General features: G+C 71.0%; 13 protein-coding genes and 1 pseudogene. 8 read left to right on the top strand and 6 right to left on the bottom strand.

All coding sequences use genetic code 11. The features are described from left to right. Positions 1 to 21: 21 nt before the first annotated feature. The gene (locus AB0I94_RS26230; RefSeq protein ID WP_363312105.1) at positions 22 to 828 is read right to left on the bottom strand and encodes a hypothetical protein; all 807 of its coding nucleotides are present in this window, start codon (positions 826 to 828) and stop codon (positions 22 to 24) included. A gap of 527 nt (positions 829 to 1,355) precedes the next feature. Between AB0I94_RS26230 and AB0I94_RS26225 the strand changes: the two genes are divergently transcribed. Then, positions 1,356 to 2,000 (top strand): transglycosylase family protein, encoded by a 645-nt coding sequence (locus AB0I94_RS26225; protein ID WP_363312104.1) that lies wholly within the window; start codon positions 1,356 to 1,358, stop codon positions 1,998 to 2,000. Positions 2,001 to 2,110: 110 nt separating this feature from the next. Beyond that, a complete protein-coding gene (locus AB0I94_RS26220; protein ID WP_363312103.1) occupies positions 2,111 to 3,214 on the top strand; it encodes a transglycosylase family protein in 1,104 nt (367 codons plus the stop codon). Here the strand turns inward: AB0I94_RS26220 and AB0I94_RS26215 are convergent. From AB0I94_RS26215 to AB0I94_RS26205, 3 genes are read right to left on the bottom strand one after another with little or no spacing between them, the layout of a single operon-like run. Beyond that, positions 3,192 to 3,881, bottom strand: a complete 690-nt coding sequence (locus AB0I94_RS26215) for an ATP-binding cassette domain-containing protein (protein WP_363312102.1) — start codon at positions 3,879 to 3,881, stop codon at positions 3,192 to 3,194. The two genes, AB0I94_RS26220 and AB0I94_RS26215, sit on opposite strands and share 23 nt — an antisense overlap. Next, a complete protein-coding gene (locus AB0I94_RS26210; RefSeq protein WP_363312101.1) occupies positions 3,878 to 6,826 on the bottom strand; it encodes a branched-chain amino acid ABC transporter permease/ATP-binding protein in 2,949 nt (982 codons plus the stop codon). Before AB0I94_RS26210 ends, AB0I94_RS26215 begins: the two co-directional genes overlap by 4 nt. A 4-nt stretch (positions 6,827 to 6,830) precedes the next feature. After that, entirely contained in the window at positions 6,831 to 7,343 is a 513-nt protein-coding gene (locus AB0I94_RS26205; RefSeq protein ID WP_363312146.1) for a hypothetical protein, read from the bottom strand. A 135-nt stretch (positions 7,344 to 7,478) separates the two neighbouring features. On the opposite strand from AB0I94_RS26205, the gene AB0I94_RS26200 reads away from it, so the two are divergent. The 5 genes from AB0I94_RS26200 to AB0I94_RS26180 all read left to right on the top strand — a co-directional run bounded on the left by AB0I94_RS26200 (position 7,479) and on the right by AB0I94_RS26180 (position 12,766). After that, positions 7,479 to 8,054 (top strand): hypothetical protein, encoded by a 576-nt coding sequence (locus tag AB0I94_RS26200; protein ID WP_363312100.1) that lies wholly within the window; start codon positions 7,479 to 7,481, stop codon positions 8,052 to 8,054. Next, positions 8,029 to 9,309 carry an ABC transporter substrate-binding protein gene (locus AB0I94_RS26195; RefSeq protein ID WP_363312099.1) on the top strand — a complete coding sequence of 427 codons (1,281 nt, stop codon included), beginning with the start codon at positions 8,029 to 8,031 and terminating at the stop codon, positions 9,307 to 9,309. Before AB0I94_RS26200 ends, AB0I94_RS26195 begins: the two co-directional genes overlap by 26 nt. Positions 9,310 to 9,473: 164 nt before the next feature. Then, positions 9,474 to 10,754: a glycosyltransferase family 4 protein gene (locus AB0I94_RS26190; RefSeq protein WP_363312098.1), complete on the top strand. Its 1,281-nt coding sequence runs from the start codon at positions 9,474 to 9,476 to the stop codon at positions 10,752 to 10,754. Next, positions 10,751 to 11,626, top strand: coding sequence for a hypothetical protein (locus tag AB0I94_RS26185; RefSeq protein ID WP_363312097.1), 876 nt, complete (start codon positions 10,751 to 10,753; stop codon positions 11,624 to 11,626). The genes AB0I94_RS26190 and AB0I94_RS26185 overlap by 4 nt, the downstream gene beginning before the upstream one ends. Before the next feature lie 69 nt (positions 11,627 to 11,695). After that, entirely contained in the window at positions 11,696 to 12,766 is a 1,071-nt protein-coding gene (locus AB0I94_RS26180) for a YafY family protein (RefSeq protein ID WP_363312096.1), read from the top strand. Here AB0I94_RS26180 and ctaD read toward each other — a convergent pair. Next, positions 12,705 to 14,339, bottom strand: a pseudogene (ctaD, locus tag AB0I94_RS26175) (cytochrome c oxidase subunit I); the annotation flags it as partial. The gene AB0I94_RS26180 and the pseudogene ctaD sit on opposite strands and share 62 nt — an antisense overlap. Positions 14,340 to 14,755: 416 nt before the next feature. Between ctaD and AB0I94_RS26170 the strand changes: the two are divergent. Beyond that, positions 14,756 to 14,971, top strand: a complete 216-nt coding sequence (locus tag AB0I94_RS26170) for an I78 family peptidase inhibitor (protein ID WP_363312095.1) — start codon at positions 14,756 to 14,758, stop codon at positions 14,969 to 14,971. A gap of 105 nt (positions 14,972 to 15,076) precedes the next feature. Here AB0I94_RS26170 and AB0I94_RS26165 read toward each other — a convergent pair whose 3' ends face one another. Next, entirely contained in the window at positions 15,077 to 16,090 is a 1,014-nt protein-coding gene (locus AB0I94_RS26165) for a phosphatase PAP2 family protein (protein ID WP_363312094.1), read from the bottom strand. Positions 16,091 to 16,275: the final 185 nt, after the last annotated feature.

The following is a 16,275-nucleotide window of genomic DNA, read 5'->3' as shown; positions in this document are numbered from 1 at the left end:
CGGCGGCGCGGCCCGTGGGGCTCAGGTGCCCGCGAGCGGCATCGCCGCCGCGACCAGACGCCCGTGAGTCGCCGCCTTGTCCAGGGCGCCCCGCAGCAGGTCCTCGCGGGGCTGGCGGCCGATGGAGCCGACCGGCGCCGCGAACAGGAGTACCGTCTGGAGCTTGTTCGCCGCGGACCGCCAGGCCTCGGTGACCTGAAGCGGGTGGTGGGCCTGCCACCAGGCGACGGAGGAGCCGCCACCGGCGCCGGGCTGGAGCACCGCGTGCAGCTGGCCGACGGCGAGCAGCACCGACCAGCCGTGCAGCACGGGAGGCACGGCGTCCAGCGAGGTCACCGGCGAGAAGCCCTGCTCGACCAGGAGCTGCAGGAAGTCGTCACCGCCACCGGGGGCGGAACCCGGGCGGGTGATGGGGCCGGTCGGCTCGACGACGAGGGCGGGCCGCAGCTCGCCCTCGATGAGGACGAGGCCGCTGGTCACGCCGAGGACCGCCTGATCGGGTACGCCTTCGGCGGGGCCGGGGCCCGCGACACCGGCGAGGCCGGTGCCCTCCTCACCGGTGATCGAGCGCACGGCACCCTGCAGCTGCTCCTCGGAGACCTGGACGATCTGGGAGGGCAGGCAGGTGGCGTGCGCGAAGGCGAGTACAGCGGTCTCGTCGCCGATGAAGAGGACGGTGCTGGTGCGTTCCTGCTCCGTGTCGCCCGGGGTGCGGCAGGACGTGCAGTCGTAACTGCCCGGGGCGTTCTCTCCGGCGAGCAGCCGGTCTGCTTCTTCGTCGCCGATCTCGGCGCGTACGTCGTCGCCGACGTCGAGCATGCGCGGCACGGGGGGCTCCTCGGGATCGTTGCGTGCGGACCGGGGGTGTGCCCGGCTCATAAGAAGACAACGGGCGATCAGTGGCGCAAGTCACGCGCGGAGGCGAACGGAATCGAACCATCCGCAGCGGAGGGTGAATCGCCCGGCGGCATTCGTCACTCCGCGCCAACAGCTTGCGGATACAGGCAAGTTGGGGCGGTGAGGTGAGTCACAGATCGTCATGGCGACAGGTCGACAAATCCTGAAATCAGCGAATTAAGTGGCTGGCCTGAAATCGCCGATACCGTCGGTAACGGCCAACTGGCCTGGAATGACAAGGAGGTGGTTGATATCGGGCGATCAGGCACCTAGATTCCACCGCCGTGTGCAGCGAGCACCGCTCGGGTACGTCCGCCGGCCGCATCAGGCAGCCAGCTCGAACACCACGGCACGAACGTGCCGAACTCCGGCGGACGGGGCGAGCGGGCCTCCGGCGTCAGATGCGCGAGGAGGTCCGGGTCGCCTGGGGGACCCCGGGTCCTTCGAGAGGGATATTCATGTCCGCACGTCCCAAGTGCGTTCGCAGGACAGCAGTGATCGGCGGAGCGGCGTTGCTCGCCCCGCTGGGACTGCTCACCGCCACCGGCCAGGCCGGAGCGGCGGACAGCGGAGTGTGGGATCGCATCGCGCAGTGCGAGAGCGGCGGAAACTGGCACATCAACACCGGGAACGGCTACTACGGAGGACTGCAGTTCTCCGCGTCCACCTGGCGGGCGTACGGCGGAGGCGCCTACGCGGCGACCGCCGACAAGGCGTCCAAGGCACAGCAGATCGCTGTCGCCGCGAAGGTCCAGCGAGCCCAGGGATGGGGCGCTTGGCCCAGTTGCTCGGCGCGGGCGGGTGCGTCCGGCAGCGCGCCGGGGGCGGCAGCCGCTCCGGCGGCCCCCAAGGCCGCCGAGGCTCCCAAGGCCCCCAGGGCCCCGAAGGCGGCCGAGCAGCAGCCCGCAGAGCCGCAGAAGCGTGCGCCGGGCCACGCGGACCGGGGTTCCGGGCGTGGTGACTACACCGTTCGGCTGGGGGACACCCTCAGCCGGATCGCCGCCGCGCACGGCGTCAGCTGGCAGAAGGTGTACTCCGCCAACAAGGCGGTCATCGGCGGGGATCCGAACGTGATCCTGCCCGGACAGCGGCTCGATCTCTGAGCTCCGTTGCTCCGGGGCGTGGTCCCGCTCGGTCGTCCGACCGGGTGGGGCCGCGCCCGTGGCGGCGCGGCACGGCTCTTCGCGGCGGTGGCGCTGCCTAGCGTGGCCGGATGCATTCGATGCCGATCAAGAGTCTTCGGTCGCTGTGGCCCGCTGGTCTGGTCATCGCCGCTGTCACCTCCCTGCTGCTGCCCGCGTCCGCGTCGGCGCACGTCGCTCCGGCTCCGCCCGCTCCGGCTCCGCCCGCGCCGCCGGTGCGCGCGCCGGGGCCCGGGTCCGCCGCCGCGGCGGGCGACTGCTCCCGGACCGGGGGCCCCTGGAACTGCCTCGCGCAGTGCGAGAGCACGGGCCGGTGGCATGTGAACACCGGGAACGGCTACTACGGAGGGCTGCAGTTCCGGCAGTCCACCTGGGTGGAGCACGGCGGACTCAAGTACGCGCCGCGTGCCGACCTCGCCACCAAGAAGGAGCAGATCAAGGTCGCCGAGGCCGTACTGCGCACCCAGGGGTGGAAGGCGTGGCCCGTCTGCTCCAAGAAGATCCCCAAGGAGATCCGGGACGGATACTTTGCCGTGCACGTCGTGAAGGCGGGGGAGACGCTGAGCTCCATCGCCGGGCGGTACAAGGTGAGGGGCGGTTGGCAAGCTCTGTATCAAGCCAACCGGAAGGTCGTGGGCAGCCGACCGGACCGGCTGGACGTCGGCACCAGGCTCATCATCCCGAGCAAGGCCGCGGCCAAGTCGGCCGAGTCGGCCAAGTCGGTGGAGAGTGCGAAGCCGATGAAGCCGATGAAGCCGGTGAAGCCGGGGGATTCGGGAGAGGTTGCGGAGCCGACGACGCCTGCCGCGTCTGGAGAGGGTGCGAAGCCCGCCGAGTCTGGGCAGTCTGGGCAGGGGGCGAAGCCTGCCGAGCCTGAGGGTGCGAAGCCTGACGCGTCGGCTGTGCCTGGGGAGACTGCTGAGCCCGTCGAGTCCGCTGAGCCCAAGGAGACGGGGCAGACGGGGGAGACGGGGCAGACGGGTAGGCCTGCTGAGGCTGCGGAGTCCGGGGAGACGGTGCAGCCCGGGGAGGTGGGTAGGCCCGGGGAGACGGTTAAGCCCGCTGAGTCTGGCGAGACTGCTGAGCCTGGGGAAACCGCGGAGGCTGGTGAGGCGGTCGGGCCTCCTGAGGCTGCCGAGGACACGGAGTCCGTCAAGGCCGTCCCCGTCGGCTGAGTTCGCTTGCCTCGCCGCTGAACACGACCTCGCCACGGCGTAGTTCGTGTACCACCACTGCCGTCCGGCCCGCGTGTCCGCGCAGGCCGGGCGGCAGACGTTGTTCCGCGATCAGGACGCAGGCGTGCGTGCTCAGGCCCACCAAGAGGTCGTACGTACGTGACGTGACGGCGGGGGACATGCCCTGGGTGGGTTCGTCGATGAGGATCACTCGGGCCCGGGTCGCCAGGAGGGCGCGGGAGAGCGCCAGCATGCGCTGCTCGCCGCCGGAGAGCGTGCCTGCGCGGCGGGGGAGGAGAGGGCGTAGTTCGGGGTACGCGTCCAGGGCCGGGGCGAGGTCGGGGGTGGCCTTGGGGTCGGCCAGGTCGAGGTTCTCGGCGACCGTGAGGTGGCCGAACACCGCTGGTCCGTCCGGTACGAAGCACAGGCCCCGCCTCGCGCGTTCGTGGGCGGTGAGCCGCGTGACGTCCGCTCCGTCCCAGGTGACGGCGCCGGCGGTGAGGGGTGCCGTGCCGGCCAGGGTACGCAGCGCCGTGGTGCGGCCCGAGCCGTTGCGGCCGAGGAGGACGGTGAGGCCGGGGGCGGGGGCGGCGAAGGTCACGCCGTGCAGGACTTCCAGGGGGCCGTAGCGGACTCGGGCCTCGTGGAGTTCGATGCCGGTTCTCATGGGGTCGCCCTGTGGAGGACTTCGGCCGGGGGGCCTGATGCGACGATGCGGCCCGCCGCCATGACGTGCACGGTGTCGGCCAGGTCAGCGACGAGGTCGATGTCGTGCTCGACCACCAGAAGGGCCATGCCGTCGGCGGCCAGTGCGCGCAGGACGCGGGCCAGTGCGGCCACCTCGGCGGTGTCCAGGCCTGCTGCCGGTTCGTCGAGGAGGAGCGTGTGGGGGCGGCCTGCGAGGGCTCGGGCCAGTTCTACGCGTCTGAGGGTGCCGGTGGGGAGGTCCGCGGCGAGGTGGTGGCGGATCGTGGGGTGGTGCAGGGAGAGGAGGCGGAGGGCTTGGTGGGTGGCGGGTTGGGGTGTGGGCGTGGGTGTGGGCCGGGGGTTGGGGCGGGGGTGCCTGGTTTTCGTTTGGTCCGCGGCTACTTGGACGTTCTCCGTGATGGTCAGGGACGGGAATACTGCCAGTTGCTGGAATGTGCGGGCCAGGCCCAGGCGGGTCCGGGCATGGGCGGGGGTGCGGGTGATGTCCCTGCCCGCGAAGGTGATGTGGCCTGTGGCGGGGCGGAGGGTGCCTGCGAGGCAGTGGAAGAGGGTGCTCTTGCCTGCGCCGTTCGGGCCTACTACGGCGGTGATGTGGCCGGGGGGAACGGTGAGGTCCACGCCGTCGAGTGCGGTGAAGTCGCCGTAGGTGGCCGTGATGTTGTGGGCGGTGAGGGGGTGTTGTCGGTGCGGGCCTGCGCGGCGGGGTCCTCTCGGGGGCGGGGCCGCCTCGGTATGTCCGTCCTCGCTATCGTCCGGTGGCCGCGGGGTCGCTTCGGCGCCGGAGCGCCGCGAACCGTGCTCCGGGCGGACATACCGAACCGTCCCCTCGGGTCGCGTCGGCGACTGCGGCCCGGTGCCACCCTCCCGTGCCCCGTCGGCGCCCGCCCGCCGGTGCAGTAGTCGGTGCAGCAGTCGGAGGAGTGGGGTGGGGGGCGGGTGTTCGCCGCGGGGTGATCGGGTGGGTGGGTGGGAGAGCTTGTTCGTGGGGGTGCCGGTGCGGGGTGAACGGGCGGGCGGGTGGGGGAGCTGGGTCAGGGCGCCGCGGGCTCGCTTGCCCAGGGGCGTCAGGGACACGCGGCGGTTCAGCCCCGCGGCAGCCGACACGCGGCGGTTCAGCCCCGCGGCAGCCGACACGCGGCGGTTCAGCCCGGCGGCAGCCGGCACGCGGCCCACCAGGACCGCGAGGACACCGATCAGCGCCGCGGCCACGCCACCGCGCGTCCCCGCGTCCAGCCCCACCAGAAGCGCCGCCGCCACCAACGCGCCGAGCAGGCTGTCCGCGCCGAGGACCACCACCGCCGCGAACCAGAGGAGCCCGCGCACGGGGTCGTACGCGGCGGGGTCGAAGGCCCGTAGGCCCATGCCCAGCATCCCGCCCCCCAGGGCGGCCAGCGCCGCACCGGCCACGAACGCCGTGAGCTTCAGGCCGCGTACCGGCACGCCCGCGGCCGACGCCCCCGCCTCGTGGTCCCGCATCGCGGCGAGCGCGCGCCCCATGCTGCCCCGGCGCATACCGGCCGCGAAAAGCAACGCCGCGGCCAGCAGGGCCAGTTCGAGGACGTAGTACGCGCGGTCGCTGTCGAAGCCCGCGGGGCGGTCAAGGGTCAGGCCCGACGTCGCGTACGGCTGGGCGAAGACGAAGCGGCTGACGCCGACGCCGACCGCGAACGTCGCCAGGGCGAGCGCGAGGCCTCGGCGGCTGATGGCGGGCCAGCCGGTGAGGAGCCCGAGGGGAGCCACCAGGAGGACGGCCACGGCCAGGGCGGGGAGGTGGGGGAGTTCGGGCAGGCCGGGGAAACGGCCCGCCGTCAAAAGCGCGGTGAAGAGGGCGCCCAGACCCGCGTACGCCGCCTGGCCAAGGGAGATCTGGCCGCCCCGGCCGGTGACGACCACCAGGGACAGGAGGATGACGGCCAGGGCCGGGACCTGCACCGAGGTCGTCAGATCCGAGCCCGCGAAGCCCAGCGGGATGCAGAAGAGGACCGCCGCCACGATCCAGGCACCCGGCGGCGTCGGGACGCGCGTCGTCGCCGTGCGGGAGAGTGTGCTGTGCGAACCGACGCCCGGGAGCACGAGAGCGGCGACGAGGAGGGCCACGACGAAGAGGTTCGCTCCCACCGCCTGGAGGAGGGGCTCTGCCCAGCCTGACGGGTGCAGGCGGGTCAACTGGCTCTGCGCCACGCCGAGTCCGAGCGCCACCGACGTCGCGATGAACAGGCTCCGCATACGGGCCGCCACCGCCACCGCCACCACTTCCATCACGAGGAGCGGCAGGCCGTAGGGGTCCAGGCGTACGAAGGGCGCGAGCAGTACGCCGGTGAGGCCTGCCGTGAAGGCGCCGAACGCCCAGCCCGCCGACGCCACCCGGTCCGCGTCGATGCCGCTGAGGACGGCGAGGGGGCGGTTGTCGACCACGGCCCGCAGCCGGCTGCCGAAGCGGGTCCAGCGGGTGACCGCCCAGACGGTGGTGGCGAGGGCGACCGTCACCGTCAGCTGCGCCCAGGGGTCCGCCGGCACAAGGGTGGGCGCGTCCGCCTTCGCTCCTGGGCCCCAGATCAGTGCGGCGCCTCCGACCAGCAGGATGAAGACACCGATGGACGCCACCAGGGTCTGGGCCGGGTCGCTGCCCAGGACCGACAGGGGGCGGAAGACCGCCTTCTCCAGGAGCAGACCGATGGCCGGTGCGATCAGGAGGAGCGTGAGTGCCGCGGCCAAGGGGAGGGGCCAGTTCCACTCCACTGTCAGGTGGCGCAGGACGTACGCGCAGACCATCGCGATCGCGCCGTGCGCGAAGTTGAGGACACCGGTCGCGCGGTACGTGACGATCAGGCCGATGCCGGTGAGGGCCGCCGCGCTGCCGACCGCGAGCCCGGCCAGCGTCAGGTCGTAGCTCAGGGAGGCCACCGGGTCATCGCTCCGGGGAGGGGGTGATGGGGCTCGGCCGCGGTTCGCAGATGGGGCACGGGCTCAGGTCGCCGGTCGCGAGGATGTGGGCGTCCGCGGGGACCGCTTCCGGTTTTCCCGCCACCAGGGGGCAGTCCGCGCGGTGCCAGAGCGCTCCGCCGGGGACCATCAGCAAGTCGCCGCTGGTCGCCACCGGGGCCGGCCGCTCCGTCGTGGTGTCAGGCGAACCCGCCGCCACCAGGAGCTCGTAGAGTTCTTCGACGCGGGCCGTGGCCAACGTGCTTCTGCCGTGGGCGAAGAGCACCGTCCCGGCGACGATCAGGGCCGCGCCCGGCACCGTGCACGACGCCAGGTACGGAATCTGCCGTTCGGCGAAGCGTTCGCCCGACGTGCCGTACCAGCCGACCACGCAGAGCACCGCACCGGCGGCGAGGGCGGCGAAGGCCACCCAGAGGACGGGGCGCACAGCATGGAGCCGGGCCGAACGAACTGTCTGATCCGGTTGAGCCGCCCGCATCTGCGCCCCCTGGGACACGTTCGTAGCGTCGGTGGGCTGTCCATGTCAGCCGATGGCTTGCACTATGCCTTCTGCAAGCTGACGCTGAAAGCTCCGGGCGCTGATGGCCCGGACCGACACCCGGTGGTGAGCCAGATGGTTTTCTGGACCAGCCCCAAGCGGGGGAGCGATCTCAGGCGGGGAAGGGTGCGGAGCGCGGCGCTTGCGGCAGCCGCGGTCCTGCTCGTCGTTCCGGCCGCCGTGGCATGCGGTGACGACAGCGGCGGGGGCGGCGACAGTGATCCGCCCGAGCCGTCCGTGGAGAAGTCGACCCGGGGTGCGTCTTCCGAAGCGCCCGCCAAGGACGCGCCCGCGGATCCGGCCGCGGCCGAGAAGCAGGTCAAGGAGAACTTCGAGAAGTTCTTCGATCCCGCCGTGCCCCTGAAGGAGAAGGAGGCCGTCCTGGAGAACGGGGCGAAGATGCGGGGCGTCCTGGAGAGCTTCAACGGCGACGAGCGCGGCAAGCAGGTCAGCGCCGACGTCAACAAGGTCGAGTTCAGCTCGGCGACCGAGGCGGCCGTGACGTACGCCCTGACCTTGAAGGGCGCCACCGCGCTACCCTCCGCCTCCGGCACCTCCGTCCATCAGGACGACACCTGGAAGGTGTCCGTCAAGACTCTCTGCGCACTGGTGAAGCTGAGCGGCAATGAGTCGCCCGGTCCGGGCTGTTGAGGCCGTTGCCGTAGCCGCGCTGCTCGTGGCGGTGGCGGGGTGCGGCAGCCGGCTCCCCGAGAGCGACTTCGAGGGCAGGAGCACGGCGCCCGCCCCGTCCGGGGCGCCGGTCCGGGTCGGCATCATCACCAGCGCGACGAGCCCGGTCGGCGGCTCCGCCTTCACCGGGCCGCGGGACGGGGCCAAGGCGTACTTCGAGCGGCTGAACGCGCGGGGCGGCATCGACGGGCGCAAGGTCGAGGTACGTACATGTGACGACGGCGGCAGCGGCGTCGGCAACAACGAGTGCGTCCACAAGCTGGTGGAGGAGGAGCGCGTCGTCGCGCTCGTCGCGACCAGTTCCCTCGACTACGCGGGGGCGCCCCGCGTCTCCCGCGCGCGCGTGCCTGACGTCGGGGGCCAGCCGATCGGGTCCGCGTACGACACCCATCCGCACCTGTACGGGATCTACGGCAGCCTCGCCCCGCGCGACGGCAAGCCCGGCTGGGACGGCAAGCTGATCGGCGGCACCGAGGTCTACCGCTACTTCAAGCGGGAGCAGGGGGCGCGTACCGCCGCCGTCGTCTCCTACAACCAGGCCGCGTCCGCCGCGTACGCCCGTCTCGTCAGCCGGGGCCTGAAGGCGGAGGGCTACAAGGTGGTCACCGAGCAGGTCGACTTCGCGCTGCCCAACTTCCGCGCGGCGGCGGCCGACCTGAAGGAGCAGGGCGCCGACCTCGTCTTCGACGCGATGGACACGCACGGCAACGCCCAGCTGTGCGAGGCGATGGACGACGTGGGTGCCGAGGTCACCGCCAAGGTCACCAACGTCCAGAACTGGACCTCCGCCGTCGCCGCCGACTACAAGGACGCGCCGCACTGCCGCAACACCCTGTGGGCCACCGGAGCGAGCCGCAACTACGAGGACACCGACCAGCCGGCCGTACGCGAGTTCCGTAAGGCCATGAAGGGGTACAAGGAGCTCTCGCAGTGGCAGTTGGAGGGCTGGGCCGCCGCCATGTGGTTCACGGACGCGGCGAAGTCCTGCCGGGGGGAGGTGACGCGCGCGTGTGTCGACCGCTTCATGAACCGTGGTGAGTCATACACCGCGCGTGGGCTGCTGCTCCCGGTGACGTACGAGGAGCGGGCCGAGCCGCCGGCGTCCCGTAGGACCTGTGTGTCGGTGGCCCGCTGGAAGGACAGTGAGGGCTGGGTCACACAGGGAGACATGAATGACAACTGTTTCGACGTGCCGCAGCTCTCCTACCAGCCATGATGCGTGTACCCAGCAGGAAAGTTCCCGAAATCGGATACCGATGGCACAACCGTTCAAAAACAAGATGATGAGGGAGCCCAACCCTTGGTCCGTAATCCCCGTCTAACCCTGCGGTAGGCGGACGAGAAGGACTGTCCGCGGGGAAGCGTGGGATACGGGGACGCATGCACATCTCTTTCCTGATTCACAACGCGTACGGAATCGGCGGGACGATCCGGACGACGTACAACTTGGCGAACACACTCGCCGAGCAGCACGACGTCGAGATCGTCTCCGTCTTCCGGCACCGTGACGACCCCGTGTTCTCGCCCGACTCCCGCGTCAGGCTCAGCCACCTGGTCGACATGCGCAAGGACAGCCCCCGCTACGAGGGGGAGTCCGCCGACGCCCTGCGCCCCGCCCGGACCTTCCCCAGCGCGGAAGGCCGCTACGGCCAGTACAGCGCCCTCACCGACCGGCGCATCGCCGAGCATCTCTCCTCGGTCAGCGCCGACGTGGTGGTCGGTACGCGGCCCGGCCTGAACGTGCACCTCGCCCGCGAGACCGCGCGCGGCCCGCTGCGGGTCGGCCAGGAGCACCTCACGCTCGACAGCCACTCCAAGGAACTGCGCCGCCAGTTGCGCAGCGTCTACCCACGCCTCGACGTCCTGACCACGACCACCGAGGCCGACGCCCGCGCCTACCGCCGCATGATGCGCCTGCCCGGAGTCCACGTCCAGGCCGTGCCCAACCCCGTGCCCGCGCCCGGCATCGAGCCCGCCGACGGCAACCAGAAGTGGGTCGTCGCGGCGGGGCGGCTCGCCCCCGTCAAGCGGTACGACCTGCTGATCCGTGCCTTCGACCAGGTGCGTGCCCAGCGCCCGGACTGGCGCCTTCGGATATACGGCGGTGGCAAGCAGAAGGACAAGCTGCGCGCCCTGATAGAGGAACTCGGCCTCTACAACCACGTCTTCCTGATGGGCCCCGCCCATCCCATCGAGCCCGAGTGGGCCAAGGGCTCCATCGCGGCCGTCACCTCCAGCCTCGAGTCCTTCGGCATGACCATCGTCGAGGCGATGCGCTGCGGTCTGCCCGTCGTCGCCACCGACTGCCCGCACGGGCCGGGCGAGATCATCGACAACGGTGTCGACGGACGCCTGGTGGAGGTGGGCAACCCCGACGCGATCGCGGGCGGGCTGCTCGAACTGATCAACAACGACACCCTGCGCCGACGCATGGGGGGCGCCGCCCTCGAGGACTCCGAGCGCTTCGACCCGGCGCGCATCGCCGAACGCTACGACGCGATGTTCACCGGGATGCTCGCCCGCGGCAGCTCCTTCAGCGGCCGGATGCGCGGCTCGCTGCACCGCACCCGCGGCGCACTGCTCGGCGGTGTCTACGCGGTGCGGGACATCGGACACGGGGCACCGACCAGCGGCATACAGACGAAAGGATCCACCGCATGACGGCCTTGGCCACCTCCGACGCCTCATCGCCCTGCGGCTCCGGTGCCGATCAGGACGTCGCGGCGGCACCTCGCGCCGACTGCATAGCCGACTCCGCCGGCGGCCTCACCTTCGACGTCACCGACCCCGGCGGCGAGGGCGCGGCCTACCTGCTGCTGCGCCGCCGCGACGCCGCCTCCGCCGACGAGGACGTACGCCTGCCGCTGTCCCCGGCGGCCGACGGCAGGCTGCGGGCCGCGCTGCCCAGCAGCGTCGAGCTGGCCGAGGGGCGCTGGAACGCCTACGCGGAGGTCGGCGGCGGCACCCCGCGGCGCCTCGCCCCCGGCGTCAACGACCTGCGCTCGCTGGTCGACCGCGCCCCCAGCGGGGCCCGCGGCCACATCGCCGTCCGCATCCCGTACGCGACCAAGCAGGGCAATCTCTCCGTACGCAGCTGGCTGCGCGCCCCGCACGCGGAGATCGGTGAACTGCGGATCGCCGACACCGAGGTGACCGTGCAGGGCCGCGTGTACGGCGTCGCGCTGACCGGCGCCGCATACGCCGAGGCGTCCCGCCGCGCCGAGCCCGAACGGATCGAGCGTTACGAACTGAGCGCGGACGGAGCGGAGTTCAGCTTCGCCCTGCGGTGTGACGTGCTCGCGGACAGCGGCCCCGGCCCCTGGGATCTCTGGCTGCGCCCGGTGGGACAGAGCGAGCCGCCGATCCGGCTCGCCCGGCTCCTCGACGACATCCCGGACAAGAAGCAGATCTTCACCTATCCGGCGGTCCGGCTCGACACCGCGGCGCACGGACCGCTGGAGGCGGGGCCGTACTACACGAACGACAACGACCTCTCGGTCCGGATCCGCGAGGCGAACGCGATCGAGGACTGACGCGCGCGGACCGGACTGACCGCGACGGCGGGCACAATGCCGTCCGCGACGGCGGGCACAATCAGCCCCATGCTGGAGACCTCCGCACGACTGCTCCGCCTGCTCTCGCTGCTGCAGGCCCACCGTGACTGGTCGGGCGCGGACCTGGCCGACCGGCTCGGCGTCACCCCGCGCACCGTACGGCGTGACGTGGACCGGCTCCGCGATCTTGGCTACCCCGTCAACGCGAGCCCGGGCACGGGCGGCGGCTACCAGCTCGGTGCGGGTGCGGAGCTGCCGCCGCTGCTCCTGGACGACGACGAGGCGGTCGCGGTGGCCGTCGGCCTCCGCACTGCCGCGGGACAGGGCATCGAGGGCATCGGTGAGACCTCCGTACGCGCCCTGAACAAGCTGGAGCAGGTCCTGCCGAGCAGGCTGCGGCGCAGGGTGGGCGCGCTGACGGCGTTCACCGTGCCGATGCTCGGGAGCCCGCGGCAGCAGGCCGTGGACCCCTCGGTCCTGACCGAACTGGCCCACGCCTGCCGGGACGCCGAGCGCCTGCGCTTCGACTACCGCGACCACGGCGGAAGTTCGACCCGTCGCACCGTCGAACCGCACCGCATCGTCTGCACGGAGCGCCGCTGGTACCTGGTCGCCTGGGACGTCGACCGCGACGACTGGCGCACGTTCCGCGCGGACCGCATCACCCCGAAGCCGCCGCACGGACCGCGCTTCGCGCCGCGCACCCCGCCCGCCGACGACCTCGCCGCGTACGTCTCCCAGGGCGTCTCCACGCGTGGGTACGCCGCGCGGGCCGTCGTCCGGCTCCTGGTGCCCCTGGAGGAGGCGGCCCAGCGGATCACCCCGTCGGACGGCACGCTGGAGGCCGAGACCGAGCACAGCTCTCTGTTGCGCACGGGCGCCACGAGCCTGGACGTCATGGTGATCCACGTGCTCCTGATGGGCTTCGAGTTCGAGGTCGTCGAGCCCGTGGACTTCACCGAACGGATCAGCTCGGCGAGGGACCTCCTGAGCCGGGCCCTAAACCGGGGTGTTCGGTCTGCGGGTCCGGATACTGCGCCTGGGGCGGATGGAACGCCGCGTACTCCGGATGGTGCAGGTCGAACGCCGGGGACTCGGAGCGGATCCGGGGCAGCGTGACGAAGTTGTGGCGCGGCGCCGGACAGGCGGTGGCCCACTCCAGAGAGCGGCCGAAGCCCCAGGGGTCGTCGGTGTCGACCTTCTTGCCGTACTTGGCCGTCTTCCAGAGGTTGTAGAGGAACGGCAGCGTGGACATGCCGAGCAGGAATGCCCCGATGGACGAGATGGTGTTGAGCGCCGTGAAGCCGTCCGCCGCCAGGTAGTCCGCGTAGCGCCGTGGCATGCCCTCGGCGCCCAGCCAGTGCTGGACGAGGAACGTCACGTGGAAGCCGATGAACAGTGTCCAGAAGTGGATCTTGCCGAGCCTCTCGTCGAGCATCTTGCCGGTGAGCTTGGGCCACCAGAAGTAGAAGCCGCCGAAGGTCGCGAAGACGACGGTTCCGAACACGACGTAGTGGAAGTGCGCCACGACGAAGTACGAGTCGGTGACGTGGAAGTCGAGGGGCGGCGAGGCCAGGATGACGCCGGTGAGCCCGCCGAAGAGGAAGCTCACCAGGAAGCCGATCGACCACAGCATCGGTGTCTCGAACGACAGTGATCCCTTGAGCATCGTCCCCGTCCAGTTGAAGAACTTCACGCCCGTGGGGACCGCGATGAGGAAGGACATGAAGGAGAAGAAGGGCAGAAGCACCGCGCCCGTCGCGAACATGTGGTGCGCCCACACGACGACGGACAGGCCGGTGATGGCCATCGTCGCGCCGATCAGCGGCAGATAGCCGAAGATCGGCTTCCTGCTGAACACCGGGATGATCTCGGAGATGATCCCGAAGAACGGCAGCGCGATGATGTAGACCTCGGGATGCCCGAAGAACCAGAAGAGGTGCTGCCACAGCAGCGCACCGCCGTTCTCCGAGGCGAAGACCATGGAGCCGAAGCGCCGGTCGGCCTCCAGGACGAGCAGCGCGGCGGCGAGCACGGGGAACGCGAGCAGCACCAGGATCGAGGTGAACAGGACGTTCCAGGTGAAGACGGGCATCCGGAACATGGTCATCCCCGGCGCGCGCATCCCGATGATGGTCGTCAGGAAGTTCACCGAGCCGAGGATCGTGCCGAACCCGGAGAGCGCGAGCCCCATGATCCACAGATCGGCGCCGATGCCCGGCGACCGCTCCATGCTGTTGAGCGGCGCGTAGGCGAACCAGCCGAACGAGGCGGGGCCGCTGGGCACCAGGAGCGAGCCGAGCACCATCAGGCCGCCGAAGAGGAACAACCAGTACGACAGCATGTTGAGCCGGGGGAAGGCGACATCGGGAGCGCCGATCTGCAGCGGCATGATCTCGTTGGCGAAGCCCGCGAACGTCGGTGTCGCGAACAGCAGCAGCATGATCGTGCCGTGCATGGTGAACGCCTGGTTGAACTCCTCGTTGGTCATCAGCTGCAGCCCGGGACGGGCGAGCTCGGCCCGCATCATCAGGGCCATCAGGCCCGCGACGAGGAAGAACGCGAACGACGTGATCAGGTACAGGTGACCGATCTTCTTGTGGTCGGTGGTGGTCAGCCAGTCCACGAGGACCCGGCCCGGTGTCCTTGGCCTGACCGGCGGTGCCGCCGCGCTCGCGGTCTCAGTCCCCATCGCTCGCCCCTTCGCCGTCAGCCGCCGGTCCTGCCCGAAGCACCCGCCATGATGCTCGCGTCATACCCGGATCCGACAGGGGGCGTACGGGTCCGCTGTGCTGGAATCTTGAATTCCCTGTGCGTCGTCACATCTCGCCGAGCGCCCTGGATTCAGAAAAGAGGAGGGTGCCGCAAAGGCGAGTGGGCGGCCTGGCCGCCGCGCTATTGCGGTGGTGTCGGAGCCCTCTCGAAGGGTCGGCGGTAAATACAGGAATGGCGTCGGAAGAACTCCGGAACCCCCCGTACGTGTGACGGAGTTAAGGCGAAACGCACGTCGTGATCCTGTGACAGAAGCGTGACCGGAGAGGTACCGGTGACGCATGGTGTCCGGCTACGGCCTTCCGCGGCCGGGCCGCGCCGCCTACCGTTGCGGCCATGGCACCTATTCCGACCCCTCCCGCCGAACCCCAGGACAGCATGGACGCCTACGTCGGCCTCGCGGCCGAGGGCGCCGAGCGGCAGGCCCGCGAGCGCGGCTGGTCCACCGTCAGGTCGTTGCCGCCGGGCGCGATCATCACCATGGAGTACCTCGCGGGGCGGCTCAACTTCGAGGTCAAGGAAGGCGTCGTGGTCCGCTGCTGGAAGGGCTGACGCGACGGCTGCCCGGCATGGCGAAAGGCCCCGGTTCCTGGACGGAACCGGGGCCTTCGCGGTGCGGGGGTTGGGTTGTGCGTACCGGCCCCCGCTGTCTTCGGGTCAGCCGCCCGCGACGGGGCGGGGCGACGTGGCGGAGCGTGTGGCGCGCTCGGAGTGCGGCGGGCGGCGGCTGCCCGCCGGGGTGACCGGGCTGCGCTCGGAGCGCGGCGTGTGCGGGCCCGGGGCGAGATAGGCCGGGGCACGGCCGGGACGGGCGGCACCGACCGGCTCGCGCAGCGGGGGTTCGTCGGCCGGTGCGGTGGCGGGGTGCGGCACCCGCGCGGGGGCGGGGGAGACCGGGGCCGTGAGGCCGGCGCGACGGGCGCGCCACAGGTCCCGCAGGCTGAAGATCCAGCCCTCGACCTGGGTGAGCAGCGGCTCCACCCAGGGCAGCGCGAGCAGGACGAGCAGACCCGCGGCCCAGCCGAGGAAGACATCGCTCAGCCAGTGCGTGCCGAGGTACACGGTGGTCAGGCCGACGCTGAGCGAGACCACGGCGGAGAGCGCCGAGAGATAGCGGCGGGTGCGCGGGGTGGACGCCATGTAGGCCAGGATTCCCCAGGTCACGACGGCGTTGGCGGTGTGACCGGAGGGGAATATATCGCCGCCGAGCCACATCTCGTTGGCGCCGATCGTGGTGGCGTAGTGCGGGCCGAGGCGGCCCATGCCGATCTTGGCGGCGCCGACCGTGACGTTCAGGAGCAGCAGGGCGGCGCCGAACGACAGGAGCGGGCGGATCGTGTGCTGACGCCAGGAGCGCCAGCCCAGCCAGGCCGCGACCATCACGGCGGTCGGGCCGCGCTGGCCGAGGACCACCCAGTAGTCGAGGAAGGCGTGGATCTCGGGCCACTGCTGGTAGGGCCGGAAGAACATGACCTGCCAGTCGAACCGCACCAGCCACGACGTGGTCAGCACGGCGACCACGATGGCGAGGTAGAAGGCCAGGGTCGCGCTGAAGAGCACGATCCTGTGCCTGCTCATCCTCGGCAGATCGAGGCCGGCCGGTCGTTCCGGCTCCCGGTCGAGACGGGCGAAGACCCGGTCCAGACGGGTGAGGTTTCGTTCGGTACGCACCCAATCGACGTTACAGCGAGTGAGTGCGGGACTAGGCCGAATCAGTGGCTTTGTGATGACGATGTGATGTGGCATTGATCTCAGACGGAGGTTTATTCCTACGGTTTCCCTATTCCGAGATGAGCCCCTTACTGAATTCTTTGATCATTGGCGTGGCCGTTTTATGGTCCTTATGAATTCGTTCA

This window comes from Streptomyces sp. NPDC050147 (genome assembly GCF_040660195.1).
In the GTDB taxonomy this organism is placed as follows: Bacteria; Actinomycetota; Actinomycetes; order Streptomycetales; family Streptomycetaceae; genus Streptomyces.
The sequence above is the reverse complement of the archived record's forward strand: the minus strand, read 5'-3'. Positions and strand labels throughout refer to the sequence as shown.

Coding starts and splice junctions, on each gene's coding strand:
- AB0I94_RS26225 (WP_363312104.1), top strand. CDS start 1,356: ATGTCCGCACGTCCCAAGTGCGTTCGCAGGACAGCAGTGATCGGCGGA.
- AB0I94_RS26220 (WP_363312103.1), top strand. CDS start 2,111: ATGCATTCGATGCCGATCAAGAGTCTTCGGTCGCTGTGGCCCGCTGGT.
- AB0I94_RS26215 (WP_363312102.1), bottom strand. CDS start 3,881: ATGAGAACCGGCATCGAACTCCACGAGGCCCGAGTCCGCTACGGCCCC.
- AB0I94_RS26205 (WP_363312146.1), bottom strand. CDS start 7,343: ATGCGGGCGGCTCAACCGGATCAGACAGTTCGTTCGGCCCGGCTCCAT.
- AB0I94_RS26200 (WP_363312100.1), top strand. CDS start 7,479: ATGGTTTTCTGGACCAGCCCCAAGCGGGGGAGCGATCTCAGGCGGGGA.
- AB0I94_RS26195 (WP_363312099.1), top strand. CDS start 8,029: ATGAGTCGCCCGGTCCGGGCTGTTGAGGCCGTTGCCGTAGCCGCGCTG.
- AB0I94_RS26190 (WP_363312098.1), top strand. CDS start 9,474: ATGCACATCTCTTTCCTGATTCACAACGCGTACGGAATCGGCGGGACG.
- AB0I94_RS26185 (WP_363312097.1), top strand. CDS start 10,751: ATGACGGCCTTGGCCACCTCCGACGCCTCATCGCCCTGCGGCTCCGGT.
- AB0I94_RS26180 (WP_363312096.1), top strand. CDS start 11,696: ATGCTGGAGACCTCCGCACGACTGCTCCGCCTGCTCTCGCTGCTGCAG.
- AB0I94_RS26170 (WP_363312095.1), top strand. CDS start 14,756: ATGGCACCTATTCCGACCCCTCCCGCCGAACCCCAGGACAGCATGGAC.